At 44.2% G+C, this 20974-nt stretch carries 19 protein-coding genes; 7 read left to right on the forward strand and 12 right to left on the reverse strand.

All coding sequences use genetic code 11. The annotated features are described in order from the left end of the window. The first annotated feature begins 8 nt into the window (after positions 1–8). The gene (locus AB4503_RS19605; RefSeq protein WP_017061198.1) at positions 9–713 is read left to right on the forward strand and encodes a 1-pyrroline-5-carboxylate dehydrogenase; all 705 of its coding nucleotides are present in this window, start codon (positions 9–11) and stop codon (positions 711–713) included. A 149-nt stretch (positions 714–862) separates the two neighbouring features. Next, positions 863–2389, forward strand: coding sequence for a sodium/proline symporter PutP (gene putP / locus AB4503_RS19610; RefSeq protein WP_171732678.1), 1527 nt, complete (start codon positions 863–865; stop codon positions 2387–2389). A gap of 644 nt (positions 2390–3033) precedes the next feature. Here putP and AB4503_RS19615 read toward each other — a convergent pair. Further along, positions 3034–3204: a hypothetical protein gene (locus AB4503_RS19615; RefSeq protein WP_017061196.1), complete on the reverse strand. Its 171-nt coding sequence runs from the start codon at positions 3202–3204 to the stop codon at positions 3034–3036. Positions 3205–3482: 278 nt separating this feature from the next. Between AB4503_RS19615 and AB4503_RS19620 the strand changes: the two genes are divergently transcribed. After that, positions 3483–3971 (forward strand): Lrp/AsnC family transcriptional regulator, encoded by a 489-nt coding sequence (locus AB4503_RS19620; RefSeq protein WP_004732526.1) that lies wholly within the window; start codon positions 3483–3485, stop codon positions 3969–3971. 108 nt (positions 3972–4079) lie between these two features. On the opposite strand, the gene AB4503_RS19625 is transcribed toward AB4503_RS19620, so the two are convergent. After that, on the reverse strand, positions 4080–4784 hold the full coding sequence (locus AB4503_RS19625; RefSeq protein ID WP_017065155.1) for a hypothetical protein: 705 nt from the start codon (positions 4782–4784) through the stop codon (positions 4080–4082). A 286-nt stretch (positions 4785–5070) separates the two neighbouring features. After that, on the reverse strand, positions 5071–6921 hold the full coding sequence (locus tag AB4503_RS19630; protein WP_372115611.1) for an ABC transporter ATP-binding protein: 1851 nt from the start codon (positions 6919–6921) through the stop codon (positions 5071–5073). A 586-nt stretch (positions 6922–7507) separates the two neighbouring features. Between AB4503_RS19630 and AB4503_RS19635 the strand changes: the two genes are divergently transcribed. Then, positions 7508–8482: an arginine deiminase-related protein gene (locus AB4503_RS19635; protein ID WP_017061193.1), complete on the forward strand. Its 975-nt coding sequence runs from the start codon at positions 7508–7510 to the stop codon at positions 8480–8482. A gap of 133 nt (positions 8483–8615) precedes the next feature. On the opposite strand, the gene AB4503_RS19640 is transcribed toward AB4503_RS19635, so the two are convergent. The 7 genes from AB4503_RS19640 to AB4503_RS19670 form a co-directional block, all read right to left on the reverse strand. Then, entirely contained in the window at positions 8616–9248 is a 633-nt protein-coding gene (locus tag AB4503_RS19640) for an esterase/lipase family protein (protein WP_372098822.1), read from the reverse strand. Positions 9249–9359: 111 nt separating this feature from the next. Further along, positions 9360–10199 carry an AraC family transcriptional regulator gene (locus AB4503_RS19645; protein ID WP_017062012.1) on the reverse strand — a complete coding sequence of 280 codons (840 nt, stop codon included), beginning with the start codon at positions 10197–10199 and terminating at the stop codon, positions 9360–9362. A 119-nt stretch (positions 10200–10318) separates the two neighbouring features. Next, a complete protein-coding gene (locus AB4503_RS19650; protein WP_372115612.1) occupies positions 10319–11164 on the reverse strand; it encodes a GNAT family N-acetyltransferase in 846 nt (281 codons plus the stop codon). 265 nt (positions 11165–11429) lie between these two features. Continuing rightward, the gene (locus tag AB4503_RS19655) at positions 11430–12005 is read right to left on the reverse strand and encodes a mechanosensitive ion channel family protein (RefSeq protein WP_017067112.1); all 576 of its coding nucleotides are present in this window, start codon (positions 12003–12005) and stop codon (positions 11430–11432) included. Continuing rightward, positions 12005–12940 (reverse strand): CorA family divalent cation transporter, encoded by a 936-nt coding sequence (locus AB4503_RS19660; RefSeq protein ID WP_017062015.1) that lies wholly within the window; start codon positions 12938–12940, stop codon positions 12005–12007. The genes AB4503_RS19655 and AB4503_RS19660 overlap by 1 nt, the downstream gene beginning before the upstream one ends. 326 nt (positions 12941–13266) lie before the next feature. Continuing rightward, positions 13267–14889: a phosphoethanolamine transferase gene (locus AB4503_RS19665; RefSeq protein ID WP_372115613.1), complete on the reverse strand. Its 1623-nt coding sequence runs from the start codon at positions 14887–14889 to the stop codon at positions 13267–13269. A 232-nt stretch (positions 14890–15121) separates the two neighbouring features. Then, positions 15122–15691, reverse strand: a complete 570-nt coding sequence (locus tag AB4503_RS19670) for a porin family protein (RefSeq protein WP_372115614.1) — start codon at positions 15689–15691, stop codon at positions 15122–15124. Between the two features lie 191 nt (positions 15692–15882). On the opposite strand from AB4503_RS19670, the gene AB4503_RS19675 reads away from it, so the two are divergent. Next, positions 15883–16422, forward strand: coding sequence for a hydrolase (locus AB4503_RS19675; RefSeq protein WP_372115615.1), 540 nt, complete (start codon positions 15883–15885; stop codon positions 16420–16422). Here the strand turns inward: AB4503_RS19675 and AB4503_RS19680 are convergent. Beyond that, positions 16419–17282, reverse strand: a complete 864-nt coding sequence (locus tag AB4503_RS19680; RefSeq protein ID WP_372115616.1) for a MurR/RpiR family transcriptional regulator — start codon at positions 17280–17282, stop codon at positions 16419–16421. The two genes, AB4503_RS19675 and AB4503_RS19680, sit on opposite strands and share 4 nt — an antisense overlap. 173 nt (positions 17283–17455) lie before the next feature. Beyond that, a complete protein-coding gene (locus AB4503_RS19685; RefSeq protein WP_017065164.1) occupies positions 17456–18730 on the reverse strand; it encodes an amino acid deaminase in 1275 nt (424 codons plus the stop codon). Between the two features lie 176 nt (positions 18731–18906). On the opposite strand from AB4503_RS19685, the gene AB4503_RS19690 reads away from it, so the two are divergent. Together AB4503_RS19690 and AB4503_RS19695 are read left to right on the forward strand one after the other, a co-directional pair. After that, positions 18907–20340 (forward strand): amidohydrolase family protein, encoded by a 1434-nt coding sequence (locus tag AB4503_RS19690; protein WP_102428088.1) that lies wholly within the window; start codon positions 18907–18909, stop codon positions 20338–20340. A gap of 103 nt (positions 20341–20443) precedes the next feature. Continuing rightward, the gene (locus AB4503_RS19695; RefSeq protein ID WP_017065166.1) at positions 20444–20836 is read left to right on the forward strand and encodes a RidA family protein; all 393 of its coding nucleotides are present in this window, start codon (positions 20444–20446) and stop codon (positions 20834–20836) included. Positions 20837–20974: the final 138 nt, after the last annotated feature.

A 20974-nucleotide genomic window follows, 5' to 3' on the forward strand; every position in this document is an offset into this window, starting at 1 on the left:
GCAGTATCATGGTTCATCAAGTGACAGGTTTTTCTGATGCTTTCTTGGCGTGGGAACAATGGAATCTTACCGATTTTGATCATAAGAGTGCTCAGGTACTTGCATTCAAATCAGAGATCGAAAGCCAATCTACGTCTTTGGCGGCAGTGGCAACTTATCACCTAGAGCAGGCCTCTGCGCTGCTTTCTGAGCAGCACCTAATGGCTGGCCCGACTGGTGAAACAAACGAGCTGTATGCTGCAGGACGTGGTGTGGCTTTGGTGATTGTTGATGATTGCCAAGATAAAGAGCCAGCACTGCAAACAGCAACAGCGATGATTACCGCAGCACTATTAGCGGGTAACAGCGTGCAATTGTGCAGTGATGACGTGCAATTCAACACCTTGATCGCTGACGCCGCGAAACAAGCGAATCTACCAACTAACTTGGTACAGGTTGCCTCGTACGACGCTGCTCAACAGCTGCTGTCTTGCGATGTACGTAGCGCAGGTTACGTAGGTAACTCACAAACGGCTCAAGCTATCAATTTACAACTTGCTAAGCGTGACGGTGCAATCGTCGGTTTAGTAGCTGAAACGGATCTAACGGCAATGAATGTTGCTAATGATCCACACCTATCGCTGCGCTTCATTACCGAGCGTACGCGAACTATAAATATAACAGCCGTGGGCGGTAACGCGACCTTGCTCGAACTTGGAAGCGAAGCTCACTAACCTTCAGTAATACTGGCTCTAAACACTTTTGTTTTTTTCCATTTTGGTTTTCTCCATCTTTGGATTTAACTCATAGTGCTTTGGAGCCTGAATACCTAACTCAATGCATTTGCTTGCCTTTACGGTGAGTGCTTTGCATTGAATTAGGCATGGAAGGCTTTCTACAAAATGAGGACTATCAAATGATAGAAAACAGTTTTGCAATAACGACGACGTTCATTGCGTATCTAATTATGATGCTGGCAATCGGTGTTATTGCTTACAAACGTACATCTAACTCAACTGACTACTTCCTAGGTGGTCGTTCGTTAGGTCCATGGCCTGCTGCACTTTCTGCTGGTGCATCAGACATGAGTGGTTGGTTGCTACTTGGCCTACCAGGTTACGCTTACGCTGCTGGCTTTGAAGCATTCTGGCTTGCTGGTGGTCTACTTGTGGGTACTTGGGCTAACTGGTTAATCAGTGCTAAGCGTCTGCGTACTTACAGTATTACAACTGAATCACTGACGTTGCCTGAGTTCCTATCTCGTCGCTTCAATGATAACTCTAAGCTGATCCAAACAATTTCTGCTTTCTTTATCCTTTTATTCTTCCTTTTCTACACAAGTTCAGGCTTGGTAGCGGGTGGTAAATTGTTTGAAACGGTATTTGGCCTAGATTACACAACAGCGGTAATTATCGGCACAGTATGTGTGGTTTCGTACACCCTGTTTGGTGGTTTCCTTGCGGTATCTTGGACTGACTTGGTTCAAGGTCTACTGATGTCTGCTGCGCTATTGATTGTACCAATCGCAGCAATGAACGGTGGCCTTGGCCAACTGTCTACTGACCTACACAACATTAACCCAGAGCTTCTAACGCTATGGAATGATGCGAAAGGTGAACCACTTTCTGCTATCGCGATCATCTCGCTAGCGGCATGGGGTCTAGGTTACTTCGGTCAGCCACACATCTTGGCTCGTTTCAAAGCAACGCGTAGCAACAAAGACCTAACAACCGCGCGTCGTATCGCGGTGGTATGGACTGCACTGTCTATGATTGGTGCAATGCTGGTTGGTCTTGTTGGTCTAATCTACGTGACGAACTCGGGCGCACCTAAGCTAGACGATGGCGAGAAGATCTTCATGCTTCTTGTGAACGCGATGTTCCACCCAGTAATCGCAGGTATCTTACTTGCTGCAATCCTAGCGGCAATCATGAGTACTGCGGATTCACAGCTACTTGTATCTTCATCTGCACTAGCAGAAGATCTGTATAAGCAAGTACTTAAGAAAGATGCGACGTCTGAAGAGATTGTTCGTGTAGGCCGCTTCGCGGTTATCCTAATCTCTTTGATTGCACTTGTACTAGCGATGACGCCAGACAGTTCAGTACTTGGCCTTGTGTCTTACGCATGGGCTGGTTTTGGTGCTGCATTCGGCCCAGCTATCGTATTGAGCCTGTACTGGTCTCGTATGAACCGTAACGGCGCTCTAGCGGGTATCGTGGTTGGTGGTGTTACGATTGTTCTTTGGAAGCAGTTCACGGGCGGTTGGTTCGATGTGTACGAAATCGTACCGGGAATCATCCTATCGACGCTTTCTATCGTTATCGTGAGCCTAATTACTGGCGAGCCTGAAGACGAAGTTAAGAAGCAACACGCTGAGTTCGAGAAGAACCTCGTTGAGCTAGACTAATTTACATTGTAAAACAGATGTGAATTAGCAAAGAACATGAGCTAAAAACAATAGAGTCACTTCGGTGGCTCTATTTTTTTATGTGAGTACGACCTTTGTCTTATTTCAAATTAAGTTTATTCGAGGTTTTCTGATATTGAAATGGGGGTTTACAATGTAAATCGAAGCGGTAGGATCTTGCGTGAGAAGGGAAAGATCAACTTACTCAATGGCGTGTGATGTCAAAAAATAAAACAGAAAAATGGCTATTTTTTGAACTTGGCGCTCACTTTTGTCATTAGCTCGGTGAATTGTGGAACCGAATTGGACATGATGTGTCAATTGTCAGTAACCACTAAAGACCTATAGGACAAAGGTATGCCTGATCTCTATTGCAAAGGATGTAAAAAAACAACACTACATAAGTCTATAATGAAACGTTGTGAATCAGAGCCCGAGACAGCTTCTGGCCGTATGATGCAATGGACGTCAAAACTATTTAGTGGAAACCTGTACTACGATATGGAAACTCAGCACTTCTGCCGCACGTGCAATTGTCGTTGCGAAACAGGAAGTACTGTACCCCAAATTGGTTTAGCTTAACTTACAGTAAGCGCTCACTAACTTAGATCAAAAAACCTCCGTTTTAGGAGGTTTTTGCGTTTCTATGCGGCTTTGAGTGCTAGCTCGGCAACAATGGCGTCGCCATCAATCTTCACATCCCAACCATAGTTTGAGTATTCATTTGCTAGTGCCTGAGCAACATCTTTTGATACCGTTACGTGTGTCCATGAACCAATACCGTAAGGTTTATATGCGAGTTCTTGCGTTTTCATAATAGAGTCATCCTTTCTCTTTGATAATTCTATTATTCACTTTGGCCTATATCCTTTCTTTCGTTTCCGGCTCAACTTATTTGTTAATCGGGTCATTTCTATAATAATTTGTTAATAACCAGAGTTTGATTTATAAGGTTTCTTATCTATTTGTATGTGTTTATATCTGGCGTGAATATCATCCGTGCATTTAGTTTTTAAATGTGTGAGCGAGGTTTTCTTCGATTGCACTTGGTATGGAATATACTGAGCGGAATTTAGAATGTTTAAGGAATGTTATGTCTCAGCATCAGCTCGATCGTATCGATAAAGAGATACTAAGAATTCTGCATATGAAAGGGCGTTTACCTGTTGTTGAACTGGCAAAACAGGTCAACCTTACGACGTCACCTTGCTCTGATAGACTCAAGCGATTGGAGAAAGAGGGCTACATCACGGGCTATCATGCTGAGCTTTGTTCAGAAAAGCTGGGACTCGATGTTCAAGTCTTTATCCATATCCGTCTCGATCAGACTAGCTTTTCGATCTTCGACAAATTTGCCCAAGCCGTGGAAATGATGCCTGAGGTGGAAGAGTGCTACTCACTGTCGGGTGACTTTGACACCATGATCAAGGTTCGAGTGAAAGACATGAAGGCGTACCAAGCGTTTATGGCCACCAAGCTGGGCACCTTGCCTGGTGTGATTCAGACACGTAGTGAAGTGGTGATTGAAGAGCATAAAAAGGGCTTCGGCGTGAACCCTGAGTTGTTGGCAACTCTAAAATAGTGGCCTAATTTCGCTTACCAACGTGATTTAGATATAAAAAATGGAAGCAATAAGCTTCCATTTTTTGTTGAGCGTCAGATAAAGAGCAATCCGATAAACTTGTTCGCCTTAAAGCGTAATGGCCGCAGAGATTAAGCCAATCACACCACCGAATACACCGCCCCAAACCACAAGCCAGCCAAGGTGTTTCTTGATCATGGTCTGAACCATCTCTTTAACCAGCTTAGGTGTTAGTTCATTCAAGCGCTGATCGATGATCGCCTCAATGTTTTCTTTGATTTCATCCATCATCGCAGGCGATTCTAGCTCGTCTTTGATGGCATTTTTTACAGAATCACTCTTGCTGATTTCAATCACAGATTCTTGCATCTTCTCAACAAACGGCGCTTTCATTGGCTCTAGTGCTTCTGTGCCACCAAACATTGCCAACATACCGCCAAACTGAGAGTTCTCGATAACATGCACCAGTGAGTCGAATGCAGGGTTAAAGTCGATCTTCTGAATCACAGGCTCTAGATTGAGCGACTTTCCTGTCATCTCGCTGCTTAGGAAGCGGTCGATGTTACTTTCTGTAAAGAATTGCTCCATCATCAGTTGCTTGATGGCTGCCTTGAACTCTTCAAAGCGTGCTGGAATAACGCCTGAACCGTATAGGCCGGGTACTTTCTCGAACAACATGTGAATCGCAAGCCAGTTGGTGATGGCACCAGAAAAGGCGAATAGGCCTGCGTAAAGCAAGTATTGGTTTGCTGTCGCATAGCCGCCAGCAAGCAGTGCTAACGCAATAACGTTAGTTAAGACACTTTTGTTCATGGTTGATCTCTAGAAAGAATATTGCGCGCATTTTAAGAAAAAAACGCCAAGAAAAAAACAAAAGGATCGATGAAGTTTATTGGACAGGTAGCAAAGAGCGCCAAATAGCAGGCATAAAAAAGGCTAGCCTCCCCCCGAAGTCTAGCCTTATTCCAGAACGCGCAAGCGAGGCGTCTTTGGTGTTAATGTCATTATATAATTACGACATAACATTCTGCCATGTGTAATTTACCGCTAATAAACAAATTGCTGTGAATCACATCGCACTTTTAAAATAGCACAAAAATTAAGCGTTTGTAGCTTGCTCAAGGTCATCGGCAATGAAGCCACCGGTTTGGTGATTCCATAGCTGCGCATAAATACCATTCTGGTTAATCAGCTCTTGGTGCGTGCCTTCTTCTACGATATTGCCGGCATCAAGCACGATCAGGCGATCCATCGCTGCGATGGTCGACAGGCGGTGTGCAATCGCAATAACCGTTTTGCCTTCCATTAGCTCAATTAAGCTCTCTTGGATGGCCGCTTCTACCTCAGAATCGAGTGCAGAAGTTGCTTCATCGAGAACCAATAGTGGTGCATTTTTCAAAAGAACACGTGAGATAGCGACACGTTGACGCTGACCACCCGAAAGCTTAACGCCACGTTCACCTACTTGAGCATCATAGCCCACGTTGCCAAATGGGTCGGTAAGCGTTTCGATAAACTCATGCGCGTGCGCTTGTTTGGTAGCTGCGTAAACTTCTTCATCTGATGCTTCAGGTCGACCGTAAAGAATGTTGTCTTTGATCGAACGGTGCAGCAGTGAAGTATCTTGGGTCACCATACCAATGTTGCTGCGCAGCGAATCTTGCGTCACTGTTGAGATCTCTTGACCGTCAATCAGGATGCGACCACTCTCTACATCGTGGAACCGCAGCAGTAAGTTAACTAGGGTAGACTTACCTGCACCTGAACGGCCCACTAAGCCTACCTTTTCACCCGGTTTGATGTTGAGGTTTAGGTTGTTAATCACCCCCTTATTCTCACCGTAGTTAAAGCTCACGTTGTCGAAATGAATGCCACCTTGTGGAACATCCAAAGGCTTTGCGTCTTTCTTGTCTTCGATAGCGATGGGCTTAGACAGGGTTTTGATACCATCAATCACGGTACCTAGGTTCTCAAACAGACCACCAATTTCCCACATGATCCATTTCGACATGCCGTTAATACGCAGAGCCAAGCTGACCGCAATCGCGATTGCACCCACGGTGATTGCGCTATCTAGCCATAGGTAGATAGAGATACCCGCAATGCTGAACACCAATAGATAGTTAGCGAATTCCACGCAGATGTTGAAGCCGGTTACCAAGCGCATTTGGCGGTGCACAGTATCTAGGAAGCCTTCCATGCCTTCTTCGGCGTATTCGGTTTCTCTTTTACTGTGTGAGAACAATTTCACCGTCGCGATGTTGGTGTAGCTATCAACAATACGACCTGTCATCAGTGAACGAGCATCCGCTTGCTCTGAAGACACGTCTTTTAGCTTTGGCACGAAGTGCAGTTGAATACCGATGTAAACGAATAGCCAAATCAGCATCGGAGCCATCAAGCGCCAATCTGATTCAGCAAGCATGAACAGCATCGCCGTGAAGTAAACCGTCACGTAGACAAACACATCGACCATCTTGGTCACAGTTTCGCGCACTGCAAGCGAGGTTTGCATCACTTTGGTCGCGACACGTCCGGCGAAGTCATCTTGATAGAAGGACAGGCTTTGCTTCAAAAGGTAGCGGTGTGCTAACCAACGAATCGACATTGGGTAGTTGCCCAGCAAAGTTTGGTGAAGCAATAGCGAGTAAACACTGATCAAGATTGGCATCACAACCAACAGCAGAATACCGAGCCCCATCAATGTCGATTCGTTGTCTGCTAAGAAAGTGTCTGGGTTGCTTGTTGATAGCCAGTCGACCAATTGCCCCATGTAACCGAACAGCGCGACTTCGATGATCGCGATGGTCATGCTCATCAACCCGAGCAAAATCAATGGTTTTTCGAAACCTCGAGTGTAATGGCGGCAGAATGCCAGTATGCCAGTAGGAGGTTGTATCGGCTCTCCCTTTGGAAAGGCTTCAGTAAAGCCTTCAAATTTCTTGTACATAGATTTCCCTTTATAAACTAGTGTATCTATAAGCGACTGCATCGTTGGTGCAGCTTTGTTTTTATGGTCTTGATTCGAAATTTAACTGTCTTAGTTTGAAATTATATAAGCGCCCATGGGTTCTTATCAGTATTAAGTCATTCGATGGATTTTGTTCTAGCGCCTATTTAGGCACTTGGCTTTAAAACACTAAAACTTTGTCTAAGCGATACAGGAAAGGTCCAAAGAGTGTCTTTCATGACGCTTATTTTAGATTGAATTAGACAGGAAAAGTTAAGCTTATTTCAAACGTAATTGATTGTTATGCAACGGTGATAATCCTAACGTTAAATGGATTGAATTGTAATCAAAACTCGTGATGGGCGAGAAAATGGAATCAGAATATTTATCCATAAAGTGACTTAACGAATATGCATACAGTTGGTTCTTTCTGATGTGCTGTTATCTTGCAGTAAAAATTACCGATTAATCTAAGATCTGCAGTAATTGTTTGGGATAAATATTCAAATAAATATTCTTTTCAGTGAATCTTGTCGTAACAAGTTGTTTACAATTCTGAAGTAAATAAAAGATAGGGACGGTTGAAATGTTAAACCTACACAAAAAATCACTTCATATCACTAATGTTCAAAACGCCAATTGCGTTGTTATGGTGCCACCAAAAGAGTTTAAATTTAACGAAGAAACAGCACGTGATAACGAATTTCAGCACAGAGTTAATCTGACCGAAGCTGAGGTGAAAGTAGAAACGATGGCCGAATTTAAAGCTATGGTCGCTTCGTTGCGTAAAGAAGGTGTGCAAGTTGTAGAGTTTGATTACCCAGAATTGGGCGTTGAAACTCCGGATGCTGTTTTCCCAAACAACTGGTTCAGTACCTGTAGTGATGGAAGCTTATTCACGTTCCCTATGGCGTGTGAAAACCGTCAGAATGAAGTTAAGCCAAATGCTCTTATTGAAGCGTTAGAAGCGTCGGGTCGCATTGTTAACCATAGCGAGTCTCTAGAGTCTTACATCGCGCAAGGTTCTTATCTAGAGAGCACGGGCGTGATGGTTATCGACCATATCAACAAGACCATCTACGCTGCGCTTTCTCAGCGTTGTGACCGCGAAGTGTTAGAAGATTATGCGAAGCGCATTGGTTATTCTCGCGTGGTCTCGTTCCAAACGGCATTACCGTCTGGCCAACCGATTTACCATACCAATGTGATGATGGCGATTGGCGATAACTTCTGCGTGATCTGTGATGAAGTGATTCCTGAGTTTGAACGCCGCTTTGTGGTGAAGTCGCTTGCTAAAGATAAGCAGGTTATCTCTATCTCAATTGATCAGATGAACCGTTTCTGTGGCAACATCCTGCAGCTTGAAACCGTGAATGGCGACAAGGTGATCGCGATGTCTCAATCGGCTTACGATGCGTTTTCTCCAGCCCAGTTAGCTCAGCTTTCGACGCATGGAAAGCTGCTGCCATTTAACGTGAAAACGATTGAAGACATTGGCGGTGGTTCGGTGCGATGCATGTTGGGTGAGGTGTTTTTACCAACGCGAGTAAATCGTCTGTAACAAGCACTCACTTTCAGTAATGAATCTTTGAATACCACTCTTATCGCAGAGTGGTATTTTTGTTTTTGTCTTTCACATATAAGAGAACAGAGCTCGATACAGGAGTCAACGCGCAAAAGCTAATGGAAATAAGCTATGAAGCGTCCTTAAAAGCTCTGTGTTCGATGAACTGAGCCGACAGTGTTACGACTTCTTTGGAGTAGACAAGCGCCGTGTGGTTGAGTTTGAGGGCGTAAGTATCCGTTGCTCCTCTCAGGTTGGCGTCTTCGAGTGTGACTGTGCCATCGCCCGGGTTTTTCCCCAGTACAATACGTCCAATTCCGGCGTCGTAGGTGCCTGTAATCACGCCAATCGGCACATCAATATCGTAGTCACCCAAGCCATCACTTAAGATCATTTTGCTCGAACCAAATATAAATCCAAGACCATGATTCGAAAGCGTTTTGGCTATGGTTGCCCCATTGTGCGGCGTACCTGCGGTAATAATGCAGGTGTCTGCAAAGTCGGGTTGGTAGAACTTAAAGTAGTGGCGAATCAGCAAGCCACCGAGTGAGTGACCAAAGAAATAGACCTCATCGTACTCATTAAAGCGAGCATTTACGAAGCGATTGAGGCGTTTGGCTGCAGAAGGGAAACGCAGCGAGTTGTAGGCAAACTTGTGCGTTGTAAAGCCGCGTTTTTTGAAGTTTCTATCCAGATATAGCATGATCAACGCAGGCATATATAGGCCATGAATTAAAACTATATGTTTGTTTTTATTATTCATTATTGCCCTCCGACTGATGGTGTTTTCAGTATATGGAGTCGCAATTCTAAACTCAACAAAACTTGCTGTGAATGGGACACAATAGACAGAGAGTGTCGTAGTGGCAGTTCGTTATTCTGACCTGACCCCGCCATAAACGTCTATAGTTAATCCCCCTTGTTTGGCATAAGTATTGGGTGTTAGGCCAATGGTTTTCTTGAGGTAACGAATTAGGTGCGGTTGGTCACTAAACCCAAATTGAAAGGCGACGTCCATCCAGTCGATGTCATCCAAATTTCTCTTATACAAGTATTCCAACATAGCTTCGAGTTTGTTCATCGATTGGCACTGTTTTAATGTCAGCCCTGTTACCTTGTTGAAGCTTCTCTCTAATGTTCTTTGCGAGCAAAACAGCTTGTCGCTAAGCTCTGCAATCGGCGTCGAATCAAGTACACCCAACACTTTGTGAGTGATTTCACTGTGTCTATCTGTTTTACCGGTCGATAACCATGGAAGTAGTAAATCATCCAGCTTCTGGCAACAAGCTTCAAAGTCGGTTTGAGCAAGCTTAATCAGTGACATCGTATCGACATCAGAGTTGTTTAGTAAATCTGCAAGGTCGATGGTATTGACGCGATCTAGGCTTGGGTGCGGGCAATCAGGGGTGACTAACGAATACAAAGCACCAACGTGGAACTTGATGCCCAAGTGAATAAACGGCTTCGAGTGATCAAGTTCAATGGCTTTGTGATGGGGCAGCAACAGGTGGCTGCCAACCCCTTGCTCGACTTGCTGCTCTATTGTGTAGTGATACGGCTGATCGCAGGGGGACAGGATTAAATGCGCTGAAGGGTCAGGGTTGAGTATCGGAAACTGATGAGTTTGGGCATCGGGCGTTTTCTCGATAAGCCAGTAGCAATCAATGAACTGAGCGATTTCAGGGGATTTTGGCGACTGTAACCAATTGATCATTCGAACTTCTATTTCTGATGAGTACTTTACCACTATATGTGGATATCGTTGGAGGTGACAGTTTTTATCAGTATCAATTGTTAGAACTTAGTCTTGATGTTTGTTAATCCGAATCAAGGCTAATCAGTTTCCTTTAATTCGCTAAAATCAAACTGCAAGATACGATGCTTTGATGATAACCCAGCGCGTGTGATGGCCTTTTGTGCGCCAATATTACTGCTTTCCGTAGAGCACATAGCTTCTAACCCTTGGCTATTAGCGTGTTGCTTTAGAAAGTGAATAACACGCGTCGCTAAGCCTTTACCGCGTTCTTGTTGTGCGACAATCATACCTAGGTCGGCAAACTGTGTTTGATGCTCATCGAACTTACGGCACTCTCCAGTAGCGAGAATGTCGTCACTTTCCCAGTAGCCCCATAGCTCTTGACGGGCAATCAAATTACCGTAGTAACTGGTGAGCCACTCTTTTGGCGCGCCAATCGCTGATGAAGCAAACTCAACGAACTGCTCCAGTTGTTCTTCTGTCGCGAGGCTCATCTCTATCTCTTCAATGCGGTCTGAATCACAATCAGATCTGGCTTGAGAGTTTTGGCGGTACATCATCGCATTCACTTTAAATGACTCTGTGTTGTCGACACACAGTGACAAATATTGTGGCTCAGCCGTACTCACGAATGCGCCTTTCACCTCACCAATCACAGAGCTGTTGTTCTCTACGATTAAGGGGAACAAGTTTTCAATATGAGTGCTGGCTGTTGGTGCTAGATAGAACTGAAGTAAGTAGCCTTCGCCATTTAATACGCAATAACCGACAAGATTACCGTTTTCGTAAAAACCAAAATGGTCAAACATTGGCACAAAGCCAAAGTGCCACATGCCATCAAGTGGCGCTGTTGACTCAGCAAAGTAAGCCGTTTTAAGTTCGCTTAAGTCACTAAGTGTTGAGATTTTCTTGATGTCTAACATCGCTTGAATTCCTGCTGTCTTGATTCGGTAGAGTGCGTGGTCGTCATCTTGTTCTCAGGTACGTCAATTGACGATGAGATAATTGATTAGCTGAGCCACGTTTCAATAACAGCAATTGTAGGCGACTGCTTGAGGCCGGTATTGAATAAAAACGACAGTTTTGAAAGGTGTGTGGGTGTTAACAGAAGAGCTGGTGTTAATTGAAAGAGGGCAAGATATTTTGCCCTCTGCTGAACTTATTGATTGGGACGTTGAATAGGGTGCATTACTTTCCTGAGTTTTCAGCTTTGATGAGTTTTGTATCGACAGTTTCACTCTTTAACTCAGGCTCAACTAATACCTTTATCACGCCTTTTTGTAGGATCAGGTTATTAGGGTAGGTGATAATGTTGCCCGAACTGTGTCGAAGAATAACATGGAACATGGTGATATCGATGATCACACCGCTGATGTCTTCGTCTTTCTCCGCGACTCTTACTCTGTCGCCAATGCGATAAGGGAAGACGAAAAATATTAGTACGCTGGCTGTGAGGTTACTTAGAATCGACCATTGCGCGAATAAAGCGACACCCAGCACCGCAAATATCGAAGACAAGAACAGAGAAATATCACCAAAACCCAAGTTAAGAACAATCGTAAACACAGCGATGAAGAGTAGAAACAGAACAATATTGAAACACTTAATCACGAACTGCTTTCGCTTCAATTCGACACGCTTATTTTCCGCTAATGTTTCTATCCAGTTCTTACCTAAGCGTTTGATCACCCAATACACAGTGATAAGAAGTAAACCTAAAACTACTTGTCTAAGCCACATATTGGATTGCAAAAACTCAACCATTAAATAAACCTCAATTTTTTCAAAATAACGACCTCTGCCGCTATGACCACGAGCAGCCCAACGCAAAATAGTGGAAATGCTATCGGGTTATCTGTTCCGGGTATCCCAGCGATATTGACACCCAGTAAACCGGTGAAAAACCCAGCAGGGAGGAAAATACCTGCAATGATAGAAAATAGGTACGTATTTCTATTCATTTTTTCAGCTTGTTGCTGACTTAGGCTCGCTAAAAATACATTAATTTGTTCGATGTAAAACTCAACAGACTCATTAATTCTCAGGATGGTATCAAGGCTGTTCTTTATATGACTGTTGTGCTTACTCAATGGTGCAGGTAGGTCACTCATTAAATCTTCAAAAACGTATTTCTGTGGCTTCAAATAACGCCTTAGTCTGAGTAGCCTTGAATGTAGAGCGTTAATGGATCTTATGTCGATATTGGATGTAGATTCTAACTCGTCAATTAATAGTTCGACGGGTGCTAGGAAGGTTGAAATACTGTGGTTGATTCCACGGATCATGCCCAACAACACATCAGGTAATGATGTAGGGCCTTGGTTTTGTTTGAGATCAGATATCAGATTACTGACCGCTTTTGAAGGAACTTTACGTGTCGATATTAAAGTGCCTTTGTACCATAAGATGCGTAGGCTAAGCATGTCGTCAGGGTTAGCACCTTCGTTTAGATTAATGCCTCGCAGAATCATCAAAAAACAGTCGTGGCCAAATTGTTCGAACCGAGGGCGGGTGTCATCGGTGAGTAATGAATCGATGATGGCATTTGGAACCGTATTACTGTGGAGCCATTCTCTCAAACCGTCAGCATCTCTTTGGCAGTGATACCAAGTTGATTGCTCGAATGAGGCTGGGCTGGTGGTGTGTTCATGTGCCACCCCCTCAGAAAATTGCCAGCTTGAAATTATGAAAGCGTCCATTCATTTGTCCTTAATGATATGACGTAAACATTGATATTAGGCGCCATTCAGGCGCGGTATTGAACTGAGCTTAATCGTGGTAAGTTCAATGAGCGATGTGAGTGAGATGAAGTCTAATAAGACATGTTGGTCTTTGGAGTACGACGGACTCTTCCATTATTATCTCTATTAAATGTAGCTCATTGTTTCGTCGTTATAAATTAGCACTCTGGCTCCATGTTAGCGACAAAAAAAAGAAAAGACCGAGGTCTTTTCTTTTTAGGGGAGGTTGCGGAGAGCTTGCTCAGGCAACTCGAGTTTTCCGATGGTTTACATAAGCAAAAGCACTAGCGACAAGAAGCAAAAATGTCTTGGTTCTCTCGGTATTCTTTGGTTTGCACGTCCATTAGGCCAAGCAAGGAGTCGAACAGGTTATCGTGAGAAAAGCTCTGCTCTTTCCCCGCCTTTCTTAAGCAGGTTTGGTTTATCCCTTTCTGCTCGGCGAAGCCATCAGACATCCACATGATCATAGGCACATGGGTTTGCTCTTTCGGAGCAAATGAATAAGGCATGCCGTGTAAGTAGACGCCATTTTCTCCCAATGATTCTCCGTGATCGGAAATGTACATCAGCGCGACATTGTACTTATCGGTGAGTTTCTCTAGCTTCTGAATAGCCTGTGAGAGAAAGAAATCTGTGTACAAGATGGTGTTGTCGTAGGTGTTGACCACTTGCTCTTTGGTGCAGTTTTCAATATCTGCACGAGGGCAATCAGGCGTAAATTTCTTATGTTCTTCTGGATAACGCTCAAAGTAAGTTGGGCCGTGAGATCCGGAGATATGATAGAAAATGATGCTATCTTGTTTAAGAACTTGAGTATCTTGTTCGAAGTTCTCTAGCATGGCTGTGTCATAGCACACATCTTTATTACACAGCGGGTCGCTGTCTTTGGCGACGAGAGTCATCTCTTTGATTCGATGTGCGACCGCCTTGTCTCCACCATCGTGCTCTCGCCAGATAGAGTGAATGCCCGCGCGGTTCATAATGTCGACTACGTTATCTTGGTTGTAGGCTTTGTCGTGATCGTAGTTGCTTCGGTTCATGTTAGAAAACATACACGGCACAGAAACCGCAGTGGCTGTTCCGCATGACTGAACATCAGAGAAAAAGATCGGATTATAGGGTTTGGTATGAGCATTGGTTTCTTTCTCATAGCCATAATATTGGTAGTTATATACACGTGCTGTTTCACCAAGAACAAACACCAATAAGGTCGGTTTGGTTGCCGCTTTTGCTTGTGGCTTGAGTTGAGCATCTAATCCCAATTCTTGATAGGGGATGGGCTGTTTGATGTAGGTGTTATTGATGTATTTGACTGTTGATGCTACGTATTCGGTCGGAATGATCATCTTTTTAAGATGAGAGTTATTACGACCAATCGACACATAATCTTTGTAAAACAACCCGGCAATGATGGCAATGACGATCAACGAAGAGAGCAATCCAATCGCCTTCCCAATAGCAAAATCTTTCCAAGATTCTCTTTCAAGATCCGTAAATAAAAGCAGCAGTGACGGGACTCCTCCCATCAGAACAAACCATAAAATAGAATAGCTGCTTAGGTAGCTAGCAGCCTCTCCGCTGTTGGTTTCGAAGACGTTTTCTATCATTCCATAGTCTACAAAAATACCGTAGTTGAACATGCTGTAGCTGACTAAAGAGGAAGTAAGTAGTAACAAGATAAAAAAAGCTTTGGCGAATATCGGCCAGTTGAATACTTGAAAGATAAAGTTGAATGCGGCGAGAAAGAAAAATGGGATCGAGATGATAAACCCAATGCTTTCGGCTTGTGAGGCACTAAGAATATTGAACAGTTCGCGTGAGATAGGCAAGTTAATGACAAGCAGGTAATACACTGCCAAAACGAAAGGGAGTTTGTTTATCGACATGTTTAAGCGTGGTAGATTCATAGGTCTTGTCTTCCTGTGTCACTTATCCCTTTATTTTAGTCTCGCTACCAAGAAAGCTCTAATATCAATGCATAAAGCTCAAATAGAAGGCGCTGAGCGATAAACTGGCTAAAGTGAAATGACGCTAAGGTGTGTAGATACAAAAAATTCACTTTACTGAGTGACCTTCATGACAAGGTGGAACAGCAAAGTGAATTAGTATGTTCAGCTTATTCTATGTGGTTCAATCACATTAGAAGTTGTATGAACCACCGAAGCTAATGCTGTTGAAGGCAAGTGTTTTGTCTTCTTTCTTAAAGCCGTAGTCGTTCTCAACACTCACTGCGTCTGCTTGTGAGATTAGGCGTAGTGTTAGATGTTCGATTGGCGTGTATTCAACACCAACACCAAAGTGGAAACCGGTACCGCTATCGTCATCATATAGAGCTGCGTTATTTGCGTTTAGGTCAACAGAGCTTAAACCTGCAAGCACGAATGGACGAATCGTGTTGTCGAACGTATAACCTAGGTTTGCTGATAACGAAATAGAAGTTGGCGACAGTTTTGCAGCACCCTTTTTGTAGTCTGCGTAATCGTTGTAGCCAAGTTCAACACCAACGATACGGTTGAACTGGTAGCCACCGTATAGGTTGTAGCCCATGCCATCTGAATCTAAGCTACCTTGACCATCTGTATCAGAATCTTGGTAGACACTAAGTCCGCCACCAATGTATGCACCGCCGTCAGTACCTGCCGCTAAAGCTGGAAGAGAAACTGCGCTGATTAACCCCAGTGCTAATGCTGATTTTGTTATCTTGTTCATTTTCTTACTCACTCTTTAATGTCATGTCAGTATCAATTATTTTTGTTTTGTGGCCTTTCGACCGTTGATGACCATTATTCCGTAGTCTTTTATGTATTACTGTATGGTTTTGTAAGTTGAATCATTACATAGTAGAAAACATACACATCAGATAGCGTAGTGGATAAGGATGGCCAAAACAAGGAGTAAACATGCTAATGAAACAAAATACAGGTTTGGTGGTTGTGGACGTACAAGGCAAGCTCGCACGCCTTGTTGATGACAGTGATGCGCTGATTTCTAATTGTGGAAAGCTGATTGAAGGAGTACAGGTTTTAGGTCTTCCTATTGTGAGCTTGGAGCAGAACCCAGAGAAGTTGGGGCCTACCGTTAGTGAGTTGAATGACTTGTTGGGCGAAGCTAAGCCGATACCCAAATTCACTTTCAACGCGTGTGATGAGCCTAAGTTTGTTGAGGCGGTGCAAGCCAAGGACGTGGATACTTGGTTAGTGTGTGGTATTGAGGCTCACATTTGTGTTTATCAAACCACAATGGGGTTGTTGGAACTTGGGTACAATGTTCAGGTAGTTGGCGACTGTATTAGTTCAAGAACGGCGCTCAACAAGGATCTGGCAATCCGCCGATTAACGGATGCTGGTATCCAAATCACAGGATTGGAAATGAGCTTATATGAACTGGTAAAGGACTGCCGCGCACCAGAATTTAAGTCCATTCTATCCTTGATTCGTTAATCACCGAGAGGCTGTCTATCGCCACCGCCTCGGTAGGAATCGAGCGCAACTTTCAAGCGACGTAGTTTGTCGCGCGAACGGTTCTTGTAATTGACTGCCATACCCATTGAAAGCACATCCACCAACGCCAGCATTGCGTAGCGAGACGCCGATGGCTTGTAGATGAAGTCGGTTTCCATATGTTTGATTGGTAACAAGATATCCGCAATTTTTGCTAGCGGTGTGTCTTGTGGGGTAATAGCGATAATCTTAAGTCCGTACTGCTTGGCTAGCTCGGCAGTTTCAGTGATCACGGGCGTAAAGCCTGTCGCTGAAATCATCACCATCACGTCATTGGCATCGGCCGTGGCAGCAACCATACGTGACATCAAACCATCGTTGTACGACACCACTGGGTAGCCCAAACGAAACAGTCGATGTTGCAGCTCTTGAGAAGCAATGGTTGAACCACCACCCATACCAATAGCAATGATCTGTCTGGCGTTATGCAGCCAGCTGACTGCGGTTTCAACGTCTTGCTCTTTGAACAAGGTGCGGTTGATGTCTAGGCTTTGCTTGATCGATTCGTAGATACCTTGATAACCCGTTTGGTCAACCGGTTCGAGGATAAAGCGCTGGCCAACGGTTAGCGTCTGAGCCAACTTAATCTTCATATCACGTACGTTGCTGCAACCGATCGCTTTAGCAAAACGTGTAATGGTGGCTTCACTCACTTGAGCGCTTTCAGCAAGCTCTGTGATGCTGGCATTGGCAGCAAAATCAATGTCGTCCATGATCAGCTTAGCGACTTTTTTCTCTGCATCACGAAGAGCGGGAAAACGCTCCGTTATCTGTGAAATGATATCTACTTCTAAACTCAAGAATCCTGATCCTTTGTTGATGGGGCTAATCGTTATTACCTAGTTATTAAGAATCTAGCTCGTAAGAAGCAAGCTCTTTAGCTTTTTATGAGCACTAATCCATTAAAAACTAAGCCTTAGCCCCGTTAGTATATCTTATTGCTTCGCTGATTCTAGCTTATTGAAAAATCGAACTAGAAGCAGGTTTCCACCCAGTTTGTTACCTGATGGTCGTCATCGCTGATGGCAATGTAGCGCCACTTATCGAAGGTTAAACACGGGTGTGAGGTTGAGAATGCAATCATGTCGCCCACTTCAATTTCAGAAGAGCCGTCCGTTTCAACAAAGGTATGCTGATCCATCACGGCGGTCGCAGTCAGCCCTTTCACAGAGATAGCTTCGCCATTGCGATAGCCGCGTTCGGCAATAGGTAACCCCGCATCAAAGGCCACATCACGCTTGCCTAGCCCAACAACTAGTTTGGTCGGTTCTGGGCGAGAGATTACATACGCCCATACCTCAAGTGCCGATTCGAGATCTCCACCCAATTCGCACGCGTAACCTTGGTTTACTTGGGCACGCTGCAACACCTTGCTTTGAGCGTCTAGGTAGATACCTGTGTCGTGAATCGCGTAACAGCCCGGGCGGATGATCGCCAAGTAATCGGTTAGGTTCGCTAAACATTCTGCAACCACGTCATACCAAGCCGAACCTGCACCAGTGATGATAGGTTGCCCTGCAATTAGGCCATCTGATGCGAGGCTTTCGACCGAGGTCAGCGCTTGGTTTAAGAAGGTACGAATGTCTTGCTCGGCATTGTCGCCATGAATCACGCCCTCATACACCTCAATACCCGCTAGCGAAAGGGCAGGCGTATCTTGAATGGTTTGAGCCAGTTCTAAAACTTCTTGAGGTGAACGACAACCACAACGGCCACCCGGAACACCAAACTCGATTAGAGCTTTTAGCGTCTGCTTTTTGTTGGCGAAGTATTGGTTGAGTTGCTGCACGTTTACCGATGAATCCACACAGCAATAGAAATCAACGTCGAACTCACTAATAAGCTGTTCGATGATCGCCATGTTGGTTTTACCTACCAATTGGTTGGCCATGATGATTCTTTTTGCGCCTGCCATTGCTGCAATTTCTGCTTGTGCAGGTGTCGCAACGGTAATTCCCCAAGCGCCATTTTCTAGCTGTTGACGGAAGAAATCAGGCGTCATCGATGTTTTGCCATGTGGCGACAATTTAACCTGATGATGATCGGCGAATGATTGCATCCAATTCAGGTTATTGGTCAACGCTGATTGTTTGATAATTGCTACCGGAAGCGAAATGTCTTCATCAACCAGTCGATAAACACCGTTCTCAGATTGTGATACTGCTCTCCCTTTTTGGCCTTTTTCAGTCAAGATGAAACTATCTTTTTGATACTTTATAACATCTTTTTGTGCAGGGTTATGTTTCATTGCTGATTCCTAACATGATTTAAGTTGTTGTTATTTAATGTTTAAATATATCTATAATGTGTTTTGTGATAGAAACTATCACACAAATTAAAATATTATGTGTGTTTTGTCACTGAAAATAATCGGCTGGATTTCTAATATAGCTCCATCAACAAAGTGGATTGAGAGAGTGAGAAATGTTGTTCGATACGATAATTAAAAATGTAGAGGTGTTTGATGGCACCGGCGAACAATCGTTTTGTGCCGATGTAGCAATCCGAGATGGAAAAATCGCCGAAATTGGCAAAATCGATCATGAAGATTGCAGCCAGTTGGTTGAGGGAGCAGGCTTAGCATTGGCTCCTGGATTCATCGATGTACACACACACGACGATACCAATGTTATTCGTTACCCAGACTGCCTACCAAAGATCAGCCAAGGTGTGACAACCGTGATTGTTGGTAACTGCGGTATCAGTGCATCACCTACAGTTTTGGCCGGCGACCCACCAGACCCAATGAACCTTTTAGGCGCGCAGGTTGATTTCAAATACCCAACCTTTGCCGCGTATGCACAAGCCGTAGAGCAGGCGCAACCAGCGGTGAACGTAGCAGCGTTAGTTGGCCACACCACACTGCGTAACCAAGTGATGGACGACCTACAACGCACCGCAAGCGAAGAAGAAATTGCAGCAATGCAAAGCAACCTTGATTTAGCAATGGAGCAGGGCGCATTAGGCTTGAGTTCTGGTTTGGCTTACGCAAGTGCGAAGCAAGCCAACGCGAATGAGGTGATGCAGTTAGCCAAAGTGCTGTCTAGCCATGGCGGCATCTATACCACGCATATGCGTACCGAATTTGAAGAGATCTTAAGCGCGATGGAAGAGGCGTTTGAGACAGGCCAATACGCGAAAGTACCGGTTGTTATCTCTCACCTTAAATGTGCAGGTGCAGGCAACTGGGGCAGAACCGTTGAAGTGCTTGATTTGATGGACAAGGTTTCAGAGCACCAAGATGTGTCTTGCGACTGTTACCCATATTCAGCGAGCTCTTCGACGTTAGATTTAAAACAGGTGACGGACGATTTCGACATCTTCATCACTTGGTCTAAAGCAAAGCCTGAACATGCAGGCAAAACGCTTAAGCAGATTGCTGATGAGATGAACCTACCACTGATGGACGCAGCAAAAGCGCTTCAACCAGCCGGTGCGGTTTACCACTGCATGGATGAGAACGACGTAAAGCGCGTATTGAAATACAAGCTGACCATGGTTGGTTCTGATGGTTTACCAAATGACCCGCATCCACATCCAAGATTGTGGGGCACTTTCCCGAAAGTCTTAGGCCACTACTGCCGAGATGAAAAACTGTTTGCGCTGCCAGAAGCGATTCACAAAATGACCGGAATGTCTGCGAAGCGCTACAACCTCGCGGGAAGAGGTGAGATTCGCCAAGACGCATTTGCCGATTTAGTTTTATTTGATCCAAAGAATATTAAAGACACAGCAACATTTGAAAACCCTATTTCAGTTGCTGAGGGAATCGAAAGTGTATTTGTAAATGGTGAGTTAACTTACCAAAAAGGAAAAGTAAAAAATAATCGTTCAGGCGTTTTTATTTACCGTAATTAGAATTTAATTATTTTATTAAATATACAGTAATAAGAAAACGACGAATTAATTTAAATATATTGGAACAGAACCAATATTATCTATAAAGAAGTGGAGTTAAAAAATGACTATTAAACGTTACGGTGTTGAAGGCGGTACAGGTACAGGCGGACAACATTTACCATTTGCACGCGCAACTGAAGCGGGTGGTTTCCTATACGTTTCTGGCCAGACACCGATGACAGATGGTGAAGTGGTAGAGGGTGGCATTGTTGACCAGTCTCGCCTAGCGATCCAAAACTGTGTCGATATCATGACTGAAGCGGGCTACGGCCTAGAAGACGTAATGCACGTAAAGGTTGTGCTAACGGATTCTCGTTACTTCCAATCTTTTAATAAGGTATTCAAAGAGTTCTTCGGTGCTAACCCACCGGCTCGTATCTGCATGGTCTGTGACCTAGTGGTAGACGTGAAGGTTGAAGTAGATGTGACTTGCTACCGCGCGGATCGCGTTTAGTAATAACCTAATCACAATTACCTACTTAGAGAGTATTAGGGGTTAGTCATCACTGTTATTATCCTTTAATACTCTCACCCTACATTTATAAAAATTACTTTAATTAAAATAGATAAAATCAATAAAGTAATTATATGA

Origin of the sequence: Vibrio sp. 10N.222.55.B11, assembly GCF_041473705.1 — a bacterium.
Lineage (GTDB): Bacteria > Pseudomonadota > Gammaproteobacteria > Enterobacterales > Vibrionaceae > Vibrio > Vibrio crassostreae_C.